We start from the raw sequence: 12,655 nt of genomic DNA on the forward strand, positions 1-12,655 counted from the left end.
GTTAAGAATCTAGAAGTTATTCCATGCTTATTAAACGATTATTTCCACTATTCATTATCCTTTGCATTTTTGCTTGTAAACAAGAGGTTCATCTCAATAAAATTAAGGGCGAACGCTTATCCATTTCCGACAGTCTTGTTGGCGACCCAGACATTGAAGCCTTTATAAAACCCTTTAGAGACCATGTCAACAACGATTTAGACAGCGTTATTGCCTATGCGCCTCTAACGTATTCTAAGACGAACGGCGAGTACAATACTGCCATCGGGAATTTTATGGCCGATGCGGTTTTACAAGAATCGAATCCTGTGTTTAAACAACGTACAGGAAAAGACATTGATATGGTTATTTTAAACTATGGCGGAATACGAAGCATCATTTCCAAAGGCGATATCACGGCCCGAACGGCTTATGAAGTGATGCCGTTTGAAAACTCAGTGGTGGTCGTTCAGCTTCCAGGGAAACAAGTACAATTGATGGTGGATTACTTAAGAGAAAGTACTAAAGCGCAACCTATTTCGGGCATGAAGCTAACGCTTAATTCAGATAGCACTGTGAATGAAGTTTTGATTGGTGGCGAGCCTCTTAATCTCGATAAAACCTATCACGTCGCTACTAACGACTATTTATACAACGGTGGCGATAGAATGACTTTCTTCCACCCCAACGATAGTTTGTATGTGTTGGATTATAAAATCCGAAATGTCCTTATCGACTACTTTAAAAAGATAGATACGCTACAACCTGTCCGAGACGACCGTTTTACCAAACTGAACAACTAAGCATGAAAAGACGTCAATTTATACAACAATCCACCTCAGCCATGGCACTAGCAAGTCTTGGTGGATTAAATACGCTTTCCTTTGCGTCGAAACCAAAGCACATAACCATTTTACATACCAACGACGTTCACAGTCACATTGACCCTTTTGGGCCAGATGACGGCAGAAACGCCAACAAAGGTGGAGTGGCAAGACGAGCAAGTTTGGTAGAAGCGATTAGAAAAGAAAATCCAAACACCTTACTCCTTGATGCTGGTGATATTTTTCAGGGTACACCATACTTTAATTATTACGGTGGCGAATTAGAGTTCAAACTAATGAGCATGCTTAAGTACGATGTGGCTACTATTGGAAATCACGATTTCGACAATGGCATTGACGGACTTTATGCCCAATTACCACATGCGAAATTCGATTTTGTATCCGCTAATTACGACTTCAGCAATACCGTTATGGATGGCCAAGTAAAACCTTATAAAATCTTTGTAAAGGACGGTATTAAGATTGGTGTTTTTGGTGTCGGCATTGAGCTTGAAGGCTTGGTAGATAAAAACATGTATAAGGAAACTGTATACCACAGCCCTATTGAAATTGCCCAAGACATGTCTCGCGAGCTCAAAGAAACCGAGCAGTGCGATTTAGTGATTTGTCTTTCACATATCGGCTATTATTACAAAAGTAGTCCAGACCGTGTGAGTGACCTTAATTTAGCGAGAGCCACAAAAGATATAGACCTAATTATCGGTGGTCACACCCACACCTTTTTACCAAAACCAACGATTGAAAAAAACAGCGTTGGAAAGAATGTTTTAGTGAATCAAGTGGGATGTTACGGTTTATATCTCGGACGACTCGACTTTTATTTTGAAGAGGGCAAAGCACCAGAATGCCATAGCCGAACGATTTTGGTTTAAACATCTGTGTAATGCTATTTGAATTAATACGACCATTAGTTCAACTACTAACTTAAATCAAAACATCATGAAAACTAAAACCATTTTTCTTATCCTACGTATTGCAATTGCAGTGATATTAATTCAAACGTTGCGATTCAAATTTACAGCACATCCAGATTCTGTTTACATATTTGAAACGGTTGGCTTAGAACCTTACGGAAGATTAGGTATTGGTGTTTTAGAATTGATTGCTGGTATTTTATTACTTATCCCTAGAACCATTTGGATGGGAGCACTTTTAGCAACAGGATTAATGGCAGGTGCCATTTTTATGCATCTCACACAATTAGGTATAGACGTTAAAGGTGACGGTGGCGTCTTGTTCTACACTGCAGTAGCTACATTTTTACTGAGTTTAGCAACTTTTATTTACTATAGAAAAGAGTCTCCTTTTTTCAGTTAGGCACTTATACCCTCTTCTACGTATTCCTCGACCGGACCAGTATGTTGTAATCGAGACTGGAGATATAAAAATAGAAAAGCCATAACCAAAAAGGCAGAATATGTAGCGCTTAAATATTGACTTTGGGCAATATAAAAATCCGCCAACATAATAATTTCGGAAAAGAAAATAAAAATAGAACCGACCAAAAACAACATGGATTTGTTGTCGTCCCTGTACATATAATTGATAAGAGCTACTGACAAAAGCACCATTATAACGGCATTATAAAAGAATTCCATAACATATTCTGAAATCTCCAATGCACTTTGGGCAGTTTCCGTTACCAATGTCACAGCGAATATATCCAATACCAAAAGGATAAAAATTGATACTGCGAATTTTGAAATAATAGTTCTAAAATTCAGTGGGTACAATATTTGGAAAATCAAAAAAGCATAGGAAAGTATATATAGCAAATTCCCTATATAATACATATAGTCAATATCATTATAGTCTAAAATAAAAAAGTAACTGATAAATCCTGAAATGTGGGAAACAGTGAAACACACCAAGAAGGCAAAAAAGAATTTCTTTTTCTCTTTAACCACCCTGTAATATAAGATTAGAATTAAAATCAAGGCTAAAGAACTCAATCCTAAACCGATATGTTCTAACTCCATAGCTTGTACCGTAACATAAGCTACGCCAAGTGCTAAGGTGATTATTTTGAGTAATTTATTGATAATCATCACATATTGAATTAAATAGCAATGACAAATATAGAATTAAATTACAATTAATCGTATTTTATTGCGTTTAATCGATGAAATACATAAAATTTAGTAAGTAATTTCTCTGATTACCGAATTTTCGATAAGAAGTCCTCCTCTGAAATGATAGGAATATTAAGCTTTTCGGCTTTTGTACGTTTGCTCGGGCCCATTTTATCGCCCGCAACTAAAAAAGACGTCTTGGATGAAATAGAAGAACCCACTTTTCCGCCGTTTTTCTCAATCAAAGCTTTCAATTCGTCTCTGGAAACGCTTTCGAATACGCCAGAAACCACATAAGTTTCTCCTGCAAGTCTATCAGTTTGCCCTTCTACGACTTTTTCTTCAACTTCAAATTGAAGGCCATAAGTAATTAATCGACCCACTAATTCTGTATTAGCTTCGTCATTAAAAAATGATACAACGCTTTGGGCAATGCGCTCACCTATTTCATCGACAGCCGTTAATTCTTCAATTGTCGCCTGACTTAAATTCACGACGGATTTATAATGTCTGGCAAGTTTCTTTGCTACTGTCTCCCCAACAAAACGTATACCTAGGGCAAATAATACACGTTCAAAAGGAATAGTTTTAGAGGCCTGTACGCCTTCAATTAGATTCTCTGCACTCTTTTCTGCCATCCGCTCTAGCGGTAAAATATCTTCTTTTTTTAAGATGTAGAGGTCCGCGTAATTTTTAACCAAGCCGGCATTAACCAAAAGCGCAACCGTTTCTCCGCCAAGACCTTCAATATCCATAGCCTTTCTAGAAATAAAATGCTGAATACGTCCAATGACCTGCGGTGGACACGAGGCTTCATTTGGGCAATAGTGCTTAGCTTCGCCCTCTAAACGCTGTAATTCCGTTGCACATTCTGGGCAGTGAGTAATATATTGGGTTGGCTTAGAATCTGCAGGGCGTTGACTTAAATCCACCGCAGTAATCTTTGGGATGATTTCCCCGCCTTTTTCTACATAAACCGTATCGCGCTCTCTAATGTCCAGTTTTTCAATCTGGTCAGCGTTATGCAATGAGGCACGTTTTACGATAGTCCCTGCTAATTCTACGGGTTCTAAATTGGCCACTGGCGTAATGGCTCCTGTTCGCCCAACCTGATAAGTAATTTCATTTAAAACTGTAGAAACTTGCTCTGCCTTAAACTTATAGGCCATTGCCCAACGTGGAGCTTTAGACGTGAATCCAAGTTCCGCTTGTTGGTCTAAGCTATTTACTTTTATAACTACGCCATCAGTTTCATACGGAAGGTTATGACGTTCTTCATCCCAATAATTCACATACTCCAAAACTTCATCGATAGATGTTGCCAATTTGGCTTCAGATGGTACTTTAAATCCCCAACTTCTGGCTTTTTCCAAACTTTCAAATTGCGATGTAATTGACCGGTAATCCGATTTTATGTTATACAACAAACACTGCAAGGGACGGTTAGCGACCTCCGCACTATCTTGAAGTTTCAAACTTCCAGAGGCTGTATTTCTTGGGTTTCGATAAGGTTCTTCGCCATTGGCCATTCGTGCTTCATTCATGGCATTAAAGCCTTCAAAAGGCAATACAATTTCCCCTCGGATATCGAAGCGTTGTGGATAATCACCCCTCAACTTTAAGGGCACAGAATTGATAGTTTTTACATTCGCCGTGACATCATCCCCTTGTACACCATCGCCACGAGTCACGGCTCTAAGCAATCGTCCGTTTTCATAGGTAAGGCTTATCGAGGCACCGTCATACTTCAACTCACAGGTGTAGCTAACCTCCCCATCCACCATTTTTTTGATTCGCTTTTCCCAGTCTAACAAATCGTCTTTGGAATAGGAATTATCCAACGAGTACATTCGATAATCATGCACAACGGTTTTAAAATTCTTGGTTATGGCACCGCCAACACGTAAGGTTGGCGAATCTGGGTCATAAAACTCTGGATGCGCGGATTCAATCGCCTGAAGTTCCTTCAACTTTTTGTCAAAGTCAAAATCACTTATGGTCGGCTTATCCAACACGTAATAATTATAATTGTGTTTGCGGAGTTCGTCTCTAAGACCGTTGATGTATGCTTCGGTAATCATTTATAATCTATCTTTTTTCAACCACTTTGGCGCTGGTAGTGGCGTAAAATTCTGCATTTTATTTAATAAGCCTTCAATTGTGGTATCGGTTTGAATGGCTTTAAAATTAGCTTCGGGCAGAAATCCTTTAGCGACCATAGTTTCGCATTGCGAAATCAGCGCATCGTAATAGCCATTGGAATTCAATATGCCAATCGGTTTGGTATGTAAGCCGAGTTGGCCCCAGGTCGCGATTTCAAAAAATTCATCCATCGTCCCGAAACCGCCCGGGATAATTAGAAAGCCATCACTTTTATCGTACATTATCACTTTACGGTCGTGCATGGTTTTGGTTTCAATGAGTTCGGTGAGGTTAGAATTTACAATTTCCTTGGTACTCAAAAAATAAGGCACCACGCCAATGGCCTTTCCGCCGTTATCTAGAACGGCCTTTGCCACCGTTCCCATAATACCAATCTGGGCACCTCCGTAAACCAAAGTCATATTACGTTTGGCCATGGTTTGACCTAATTCTTTGGATTGCTGAATTATGGCGTCATCGTTTCCGGTACTGCTACCGCAGAAGACGGCAAGGCTTTTTAATGGTTTCAAATGTGGATTGGTATTATGGCTTTTAGCATTCTGTCGTTGCCCGAATAATCGGTTCTGAGCTCAATGTTTTCAAACTCAAAAAGTTCTAAAAGGGCTATCATTTCTTGTCCAAGATACTGGTTAATTTCAAAATACAATTGCCCATTTGGTTTTAAGTTTTCAACAGCGAATTCGCAAATTTTCGCATAAAACACCAATGGATTATCGTCCGAAACAAACAAAGCCGAATGCGGTTCGTGATTTAAAACATTAGGCTGAATCTCTACTTTTTCCAACTCCCGAACATAAGGAGGATTGGACACAATAATGTCAAATTGTTCAGTGAAATTAGCATCTTTTTCAGCATTCAAAATGTCGAATTTTGAAAATTGAACCTTGGTATTATTTAAGTTTGAATTGACCTCTGCACATTTTAAGGCCTCCGAACTTATGTCGACACCTGATACAGATGCGCTTTCGAGATGCTTTGCCAAAGCAATGGCGATACAGCCCGAACCCGTTCCGATGTCCAAAACCTTCAGATTTGAATGCGACGTATTGTCCTTTATAATCCAATCGACTAATTCTTCAGTTTCTGGCCGTGGAATCAATGTGGCTTCAGACAGCTTGAAGGTTAAGCCGTAAAAATCAGTTTCACCAAGAATATATTGAATTGGGACGCTTTCCTTTAATTGGTCTAAGGCTGAAAATAACTGCTCTTGTTCATCTTTGGAACTTGTCAATTCAGAGTCCAGGTGGAGTTGAATTCGCGCTATATTGAAATAATGCTCCACCAGCATGAAGAAAAACTGGTCAATTTCTTCTTTTGGAAAAAGGTTCTGAAGGTCTTTCTGAAATATGTTTTGGATATCACTAAAAAGCACCCTACAAATTTTTTATCATCCATACCGAACAGTTGTAGTGCCCAGTATCGCCCATTGGTGCTTCTAAGGCCGTAAAGCCAACTTTTCTGTAGAGCTTTCTTGCATCGTCCATATACGGCATAGTCTCTAGATAGCATTGGTCAAAGCCAGCGTCTTTTGCAAACTGTAAGCATTTGTCCATCATTTTTGCACCCAAACCACGGCCTCTAATTTGAGGCATAAAATACATTTTTTGAAGTTCACACACATTGCCTTCAAAATTGTCCAAAGGTGAAATGCCCGCACCACCATAAATGGCTTCGTTTTCTTCTACCACAAAATAAGCTTTGCGGTCTGCATTATAGGTTTCGGTCATCATATCCAACGATGCATCTTCATAAGCCGTCCCGACTTTGGGTACGCCCATCTCAATAAGTACAGCTCTTATGGCCTCCGCGATTTTAGGATTGTCTTCGGTTTGAATCTCTCGAATTATAGGGTCTGTTGAACTCACTTTATTGTCTTATTTTTACAGCTTAAATTCGGGATGAAGATACGAAAACAGTAATACAATGTGAGACACGAATTGCACGAATTCCCACAAATAAAACGATGTGGATTAGTGAAAATTAGTACAATTCGTGTCTTAAGAAAATGACCAACCACAACACATATATGTCTAGATGCCTAGAAATCGCCAAATTAGGCCTGGGTACTACACGCCCAAATCCAATGGTTGGTGCGGTCATTGTTGTGGATGGTAAAATTATTTCCGAAGGCTACACCAGTCCTTATGGTGGACCTCACGCCGAAGTGAATGCCTTCAACAATGTACCTAACAAAAGCATTCTGGAGAAAGCGACGTTATATGCCACTTTAGAACCTTGCAGTCACTTTGGGAAAACCCCGCCCTGCTCTGACCTTATTATTCAACATCGCATTCCAAGAGTGGTGATTGGTTGTGTGGATGATAATCCAAAAGTCGCTGGAAAAGGCATTGCCAAATTAAAAGATGCTGGTATCGATGTCACCGTTGGTGTATTAGAACAAGAATGCAAAGTACATCATAAACGCTTTTTCACCTTTCATAATAAAAAGCGTCCTTATATTATATTGAAATGGGCACAATCCCAAGACGGCTACATCGCTCCAAAAACCAAAGACCACAATCGGCCGGTTTGGCTAACGAGTAAAGTGTCTCGACAGCTCGTCCACAAATGGCGTACGGAAGAACAGGCCATTTTAGTAGGAACAAATACCATTATTGAAGACAACCCGATGTTGACTGCGCGCGATTGGAAAGGCAATAATCCGATTCGGGTAGTGTTAGACCCTAATAATCGTTTAGATAAATCTTATGCAGTTTTTAATAATGAAGCCCAAACGATTCATTTGGATTCAAATGCGCTGGATTGGAAAAAGCCAAACATTGCCGAACAAATTTGCAACACATTGCATAAAAACGACATCAATTCTATGATTATAGAAGGTGGCGCAAAAACCCTTCAAACCTTTATAGACGAAGAACTTTGGGATGAAGCACGTGTTTTTACAAGCAAGATGATATTGAATGACGGCACACAAGCCCCAAAGTTGAACGGACAACTTACCGAATCAACTACCGTAGCAACCGACACCTTAAACTATTATGCCCCAAATTAATACCCTCATATTCGATTTTGGCGATGTGTTTATCAATTTAGATAAGCAAGGCGCTATGGACAATGCGCTTCAACTTTTTGGTTTAATAGAATTTGAAGACGACATGCTTAAAACTAACATTGCCTATGAGATTGGTGCCATTTCTACTTTGGAATTCTTGGCATTCTATCAGAAGAAATTCCCGAATTTGAATCAGGATGAGATTGTATATGCTTGGAATTATATTATCAGGGATTTTCCTGAACATCGGCTTAAGTTTATTCAAAATCTAAAAGCTTCAGGTCAATATCAATTGATTCTGCTGAGTAATACCAATGCACTTCATATTCAATATATAAAGAACAATGTGCCGTTTTATGAAGAGTTCAAACGCTGTTTTGATGTCTTCTACCTATCGCACGAAATTCGTTTACGGAAACCAAATGCTGACATCTATAAATTTGTGCTGAACGAAAACCACCTAAATCCTGAGGAATGCCTATTTATTGACGATACCAAAGACAATACTGATATGGCCGAGCGATTGGGTTTGCACACATGGAATATTGATGAAACCCTAGAAGACGTTGCAGACGTATTCAAAGTTAAATCCGACTTGTTTTGATATACCTAATTCTAAGCATCCTCTCCTCCACTGGGATTTTTATATTGTTTAGAACGCTAAAATCGTTCAAGATAAACACACTTCAGGTGATTGTGATGAATTACATTACGGCTTGTTTTACGGGATTCCTGATTTATGATGGCGAGATAAGTTTAAATGCCATTACCAGTTCCGGCTGGTTTTACGGTGCAGTTGCCTTGGGCTTTTTGTTCATTGCCATTTTTAATGTTATCGCTTTGACCTCCCAACGCAATGGACTATCTGTGGCTTCGGTGGCGAGTAAAATGAGCGTTGTGATTCCTGTCATTTTCGGGCTATATGTCTACAAGGAAAGTATGGGGGCTCAAAAACTCATCGGGATTGTGCTAGCACTTTTGGCCGTATACTTGAGTTCTTTAAAACCAAAATCGGATGCCAAATTGGGCAAAGCACTTCTGCTACCAATTTTGTTGTTTTTTGGGTCGGGCGTTATCGATACCTCTATAAAATATCTGGAAACAACCTATGTTGCAGAAAACGGTATTCCGGTGTTTTCAGGCACTATTTTTGGTTTTGCAGGTTTCATTGGTATTGCAATTATTGTCTACAAGATGCTTTTTCAGAATATGAAATTCGAACTAAAAAGCATTCCATTTGGTATTGCTTTAGGCTTGATAAATTACTGCTCCATCTACTTCCTTTTGAAAGCCCTTCAATTTGAAGGCCTCGAAAGTTCCACCATATTCACGGTAAACAACGTCGCGATTGTAGCCTTTTCAACCTTAGTTGGATTGGTACTTTTTAAGGAACGTATTTCAAAAATCAATTGGATGGGTATTGGTTTGGCATTGGTGTCCATAACCTTAATCACACTGGCTTAATGGAAAAAGACACTTTAAAAACCATAGCCAAAGCCACCGAACCGATTCTGTTTAAAGACCGAAATAGTAAGTTTTATGGATTTGCCGTTCCTGTGACTTCCGAAGATGCTGTAAAAGAAGCTTTGGAACTCATTAAAAGCCAACATCCTTCAGCTGGCCATTGTTGCTATGCTTATCAACTGGGACATGGTAACGCCTTAAAATACCGCGCCAATGATGATGGTGAACCTAACAATAGTGCGGGGCAACCGATTTATGGACAAATTCAATCCTACGATGTCACTAATGTATTGGTAGCCGTTGTTCGTTATTTTGGAGGTACAAAATTGGGTGTCGGTGGACTTATTAACGCTTACAGAACGGTAGCGCAATTAAGTTTGGATGAGGCTAAAATCATTGAAAAAACCATTGACACACATTTTAGAATTGAGTTTGCTTACAAGGACATGAATAATGTAATGCGCATCATAAAAGAAAAGCAACTTCATATAGAATCCCAAACTTTAGAATTAGCCTGCGAAATGCAAATTAGTATTAGAAAAAGCAAATCCAAAGATGTAAAAACCGCATTTGAGGCTTATCACGATATAAAACTCACAGAATTATAACGAAGAATCCTGCAATTTGTCTAAAAGGTATTTTGGGCATCGCGTAGGACGATTCTGAGCCATATTGATAAACGCCAATTTTGTATGCCCAATTGCCAAAATTTGGTTTTCAGAATTGAGCAGTTCATAATCAAATTCTATACTCGCCGTTGGCATTTTTTTTAGGCTAGTTTTCACTTTAAGAAGGTCATCGTAACGTGCTGAATTTTTGTAGTTTATAGACAATGAAATTACAGGTAGCATTATACCATCTTCTTCCATTTTTTTGTAGGTCATCCCAAACTGTCGTAACCACTCCGTTCTCCCGACTTCAAAGTACTGGGCGTAATTGGCATGATACACAACGCCCATCTGGTCTGTCTCGCCATAACGTACCCTGATTTCGGTTTCATTTATATTCATTATATTAGATGGTTTTTGTGAGAAAAATTACTGTACAGATTTCAAAATTAAACATGCACAAAAAATTCTGAAAATTCTATTGAATTTGATTTTTTTTTTAAATTTTTTGTTCACATATTTGTCAGGCAAAAGATATGCACAGAGGATTTCCAGTCCTCTATTTTTTGCCATAATCAACTAACAGGAAAATCGGAATAAATACTATGGATGTAACGGCTCAATCGGTCTGGAGCAATTGTCTCTCTTTTATAAAAGATAATATACAACCCCAAGCCTATAAAACATGGTTTGAACCCATTAAAGCCGTAAAGTTTTCAAACAATGCGTTGAGCATCCAAGTACCCAGTAAATTTTTCTATGAGTGGTTAGAAGAGCACTACGTAAAAATCCTTAAAGTAGCTTTGACCAAGCAACTTGGTGAAGACGCCAAATTGGTTTATGTCATTAAGATGGAAAACACCTATGGGAACAAACAACCGTTTACGGAGAAAATCCCAAGTTCTAACAGAACAGCGGTGAAATCCCAAGATGTTGATGTGCCCTTCAATAATAAGAATCCTGAATTAAAGAATCCGTTTGTCATTCCTGGCATTAGAAACGTTAAGATTGAATCCCAACTGAATCCAAGTTATAGTTTTGAAAACTTTTTGGAAGGTGACTCAAACCGTTTGGCCAGAAACGCCGGTATTGCTGTAGCCAACAAACCTGGTGGCACATCCTTTAATCCATTATTGATTTTTGGTGGTGTTGGTTTAGGGAAAACACACTTGGCACACGCTATAGGTGTGGATATTAAAGACAAGTATCCTGAAAAAACCGTGCTTTATATTTCTGCTGAAAAATTCACGCAACAGTATATAGATTCGGTTAAGAAGAACAACAGAAATGATTTTATCCATTTCTATCAAATCATCGATGTATTGATTATTGATGATGTTCAATTCTTCTCAGGAAAAACAGGAACGCAAGATGTGTTCTTCCATATTTTCAATCACTTGCACCAAAATGGAAAGCAGGTCATTTTAACCAGTGACAAAGCGCCTGTAGACATGCAAGATATTGAGCAACGTTTACTCTCCCGTTTTAAGTGGGGCTTATCTGCCGAATTGCAGAGTCCAGATTTTGAAACACGAGTGTCTATTTTGAAAAACAAATTGTATCGTGATGGTGTTGAAATGCCAGACGATATTGTAGAATACGTTGCCAAGCATATTAAAACCAATGTGCGCGAGCTTGAAGGTGCTATCATTTCATTAATTGCGCAATCCTCGTTCAATAAAAAAGAAATCACACTTGGCTTAGCCAAAGACATCGTTGAGAAGTTCGTTAAGAATACGAAGCGTGAAGTCTCTATCGATTATATTCAAAAAGTAGTTTCTGACTATTTCCAGATGGATGTCAGCACGTTACAATCCAAAACACGTAAGCGTCATATTGTACAAGCCAGACAATTGGCCATGTTCTTTGCCAAAAAGTACACCAAAGCGTCTTTGGCGAGTATCGGTTCTCAAATCGGGCAACGCGACCATGCTACGGTATTACACGCTTGTAAGACCGTAGACAATTTGTCTTCTACGGACAAGCAATTCCGTAAGTATGTTGAGGATTTGGCGAAGAAGCTGTCTATGTAATTCCCGTTTATCATGACTAAAATTTTAATGGTTTGCCTCGGAAATATCTGCAGGTCGCCATTGGCACATGGTATCTTGGCTTCAAAATTAGATGCCGATAAATTCTATGTTGATTCCGCCGGAACCGCCTCATATCACATCGGAAGCCCACCAGACCCAAGGTCTATTGCCGTAGCGCGAAAACACGGTTTGGATATCTCTACACAATCCGCACGACAATTCAAACGTGAAGATTTCGAAAGGTTTGATTTGATTTACGCCATGGATGCTTCAAACTATCAGAATATCCTAAAACTAGCAACCTCTGAAGCAGACAAAGCCAAAGTAAAACTCATCCTGAACGAAAATCCTGATATTCGAGATAAAGATGTCCCCGACCCTTACTACGGTGGCGACGATGGTTTTGATTACGTATATCGAATATTAAATGATACCTGCGAGCATATTGCGGAAAACTTGAATTCATAAATTTGAAATA

15 protein-coding genes are annotated in these 12,655 nt (G+C 39.0%); 9 read left to right on the forward strand and 6 right to left on the reverse strand.

The features are described from left to right. Positions 1 to 23 precede the first annotated feature (23 nt). The 3 genes from ACFOSX_RS00940 to ACFOSX_RS00950 all read left to right on the forward strand — a co-directional run bounded on the left by ACFOSX_RS00940 (position 24) and on the right by ACFOSX_RS00950 (position 2,141). Complete coding sequence (locus ACFOSX_RS00940) at positions 24 to 782, forward strand: 5'-nucleotidase C-terminal domain-containing protein (RefSeq protein ID WP_386096091.1); 759 nt, start codon at positions 24 to 26, stop codon at positions 780 to 782. A gap of 2 nt (positions 783 to 784) precedes the next feature. Continuing rightward, on the forward strand, positions 785 to 1,696 hold the full coding sequence (locus ACFOSX_RS00945) for a metallophosphatase (protein ID WP_386096093.1): 912 nt from the start codon (positions 785 to 787) through the stop codon (positions 1,694 to 1,696). Between the two features lie 67 nt (positions 1,697 to 1,763). Next, on the forward strand, positions 1,764 to 2,141 hold the full coding sequence (locus ACFOSX_RS00950) for a DoxX family membrane protein (protein ID WP_386096095.1): 378 nt from the start codon (positions 1,764 to 1,766) through the stop codon (positions 2,139 to 2,141). Here the strand turns inward: ACFOSX_RS00950 and ACFOSX_RS00955 are convergent. From ACFOSX_RS00955 to ACFOSX_RS00975, 5 genes are all read right to left on the reverse strand, one after another. Continuing rightward, positions 2,138 to 2,872, reverse strand: coding sequence for a hypothetical protein (locus ACFOSX_RS00955; RefSeq protein WP_386096097.1), 735 nt, complete (start codon positions 2,870 to 2,872; stop codon positions 2,138 to 2,140). The two genes, ACFOSX_RS00950 and ACFOSX_RS00955, sit on opposite strands and share 4 nt — an antisense overlap. Before the next feature lie 110 nt (positions 2,873 to 2,982). Then, on the reverse strand, positions 2,983 to 4,977 hold the full coding sequence (gene ligA, locus ACFOSX_RS00960) for an NAD-dependent DNA ligase LigA (RefSeq protein ID WP_386096099.1): 1,995 nt from the start codon (positions 4,975 to 4,977) through the stop codon (positions 2,983 to 2,985). Beyond that, positions 4,978 to 5,568, reverse strand: a complete 591-nt coding sequence (locus ACFOSX_RS00965) for an LOG family protein (protein WP_386096101.1) — start codon at positions 5,566 to 5,568, stop codon at positions 4,978 to 4,980. Next, positions 5,565 to 6,431, reverse strand: a complete 867-nt coding sequence (gene prmC, locus ACFOSX_RS00970) for a peptide chain release factor N(5)-glutamine methyltransferase (RefSeq protein WP_386096103.1) — start codon at positions 6,429 to 6,431, stop codon at positions 5,565 to 5,567. Before prmC ends, ACFOSX_RS00965 begins: the two co-directional genes overlap by 4 nt. A gap of 1 nt (position 6,432) precedes the next feature. Further along, positions 6,433 to 6,924: a GNAT family N-acetyltransferase gene (locus tag ACFOSX_RS00975; RefSeq protein ID WP_386096105.1), complete on the reverse strand. Its 492-nt coding sequence runs from the start codon at positions 6,922 to 6,924 to the stop codon at positions 6,433 to 6,435. A 140-nt stretch (positions 6,925 to 7,064) separates the two neighbouring features. On the opposite strand from ACFOSX_RS00975, the gene ribD reads away from it, so the two are divergent. From ribD to ACFOSX_RS00995, 4 genes are read left to right on the forward strand one after another with little or no spacing between them, the layout of a single operon-like run. Further along, on the forward strand, positions 7,065 to 8,072 hold the full coding sequence (gene ribD / locus ACFOSX_RS00980) for a bifunctional diaminohydroxyphosphoribosylaminopyrimidine deaminase/5-amino-6-(5-phosphoribosylamino)uracil reductase RibD (RefSeq protein WP_386096107.1): 1,008 nt from the start codon (positions 7,065 to 7,067) through the stop codon (positions 8,070 to 8,072). Then, positions 8,059 to 8,676, forward strand: coding sequence for an HAD family hydrolase (locus ACFOSX_RS00985; RefSeq protein ID WP_386096109.1), 618 nt, complete (start codon positions 8,059 to 8,061; stop codon positions 8,674 to 8,676). The genes ribD and ACFOSX_RS00985 overlap by 14 nt, the downstream gene beginning before the upstream one ends. Beyond that, positions 8,673 to 9,536: an EamA/RhaT family transporter gene (locus ACFOSX_RS00990; protein WP_386096111.1), complete on the forward strand. Its 864-nt coding sequence runs from the start codon at positions 8,673 to 8,675 to the stop codon at positions 9,534 to 9,536. Before ACFOSX_RS00985 ends, ACFOSX_RS00990 begins: the two co-directional genes overlap by 4 nt. Further along, positions 9,536 to 10,144, forward strand: a complete 609-nt coding sequence (locus tag ACFOSX_RS00995) for an IMPACT family protein (protein ID WP_386096113.1) — start codon at positions 9,536 to 9,538, stop codon at positions 10,142 to 10,144. The genes ACFOSX_RS00990 and ACFOSX_RS00995 overlap by 1 nt, the downstream gene beginning before the upstream one ends. Here the strand turns inward: ACFOSX_RS00995 and ACFOSX_RS01000 are convergent. After that, the gene (locus ACFOSX_RS01000) at positions 10,139 to 10,546 is read right to left on the reverse strand and encodes an acyl-CoA thioesterase (protein WP_386096115.1); all 408 of its coding nucleotides are present in this window, start codon (positions 10,544 to 10,546) and stop codon (positions 10,139 to 10,141) included. The genes ACFOSX_RS00995 and ACFOSX_RS01000 overlap by 6 nt on opposite strands. 203 nt (positions 10,547 to 10,749) lie before the next feature. On the opposite strand from ACFOSX_RS01000, the gene dnaA reads away from it, so the two are divergent. Together dnaA and ACFOSX_RS01010 are read left to right on the forward strand one after the other, a co-directional pair. Further along, positions 10,750 to 12,177, forward strand: a complete 1,428-nt coding sequence (gene dnaA / locus ACFOSX_RS01005) for a chromosomal replication initiator protein DnaA (protein ID WP_386096117.1) — start codon at positions 10,750 to 10,752, stop codon at positions 12,175 to 12,177. Positions 12,178 to 12,189: 12 nt separating this feature from the next. After that, the gene (locus ACFOSX_RS01010) at positions 12,190 to 12,645 is read left to right on the forward strand and encodes a low molecular weight protein-tyrosine-phosphatase (protein ID WP_386096119.1); all 456 of its coding nucleotides are present in this window, start codon (positions 12,190 to 12,192) and stop codon (positions 12,643 to 12,645) included. The last annotated feature ends 10 nt before the right edge of the window (positions 12,646 to 12,655 follow it).

This window comes from Winogradskyella maritima (assembly GCF_042650215.1).
GTDB classification, from domain to species: domain Bacteria; phylum Bacteroidota; class Bacteroidia; order Flavobacteriales; family Flavobacteriaceae; genus Winogradskyella; species Winogradskyella maritima.

Excerpts from the sequence above, each read along its gene's own strand:
- ACFOSX_RS00940 (WP_386096091.1), top strand. The coding sequence starts at position 24 with ATGCTTATTAAACGATTATTTCCACTATTCATTATCCTTTGCATTTTT.
- ACFOSX_RS00945 (WP_386096093.1), top strand. The coding sequence starts at position 785 with ATGAAAAGACGTCAATTTATACAACAATCCACCTCAGCCATGGCACTA.
- ACFOSX_RS00950 (WP_386096095.1), top strand. The coding sequence starts at position 1,764 with ATGAAAACTAAAACCATTTTTCTTATCCTACGTATTGCAATTGCAGTG.
- ACFOSX_RS00955 (WP_386096097.1), bottom strand. The coding sequence starts at position 2,872 with ATGATTATCAATAAATTACTCAAAATAATCACCTTAGCACTTGGCGTA.
- ligA (WP_386096099.1), bottom strand. The coding sequence starts at position 4,977 with ATGATTACCGAAGCATACATCAACGGTCTTAGAGACGAACTCCGCAAA.
- ribD (WP_386096107.1), top strand. The coding sequence starts at position 7,065 with ATGACCAACCACAACACATATATGTCTAGATGCCTAGAAATCGCCAAA.
- ACFOSX_RS00985 (WP_386096109.1), top strand. The coding sequence starts at position 8,059 with ATGCCCCAAATTAATACCCTCATATTCGATTTTGGCGATGTGTTTATC.
- ACFOSX_RS00995 (WP_386096113.1), top strand. The coding sequence starts at position 9,536 with ATGGAAAAAGACACTTTAAAAACCATAGCCAAAGCCACCGAACCGATT.
- ACFOSX_RS01000 (WP_386096115.1), bottom strand. The coding sequence starts at position 10,546 with ATGAATATAAATGAAACCGAAATCAGGGTACGTTATGGCGAGACAGAC.
- dnaA (WP_386096117.1), top strand. The coding sequence starts at position 10,750 with ATGGATGTAACGGCTCAATCGGTCTGGAGCAATTGTCTCTCTTTTATA.
- ACFOSX_RS01010 (WP_386096119.1), top strand. The coding sequence starts at position 12,190 with ATGACTAAAATTTTAATGGTTTGCCTCGGAAATATCTGCAGGTCGCCA.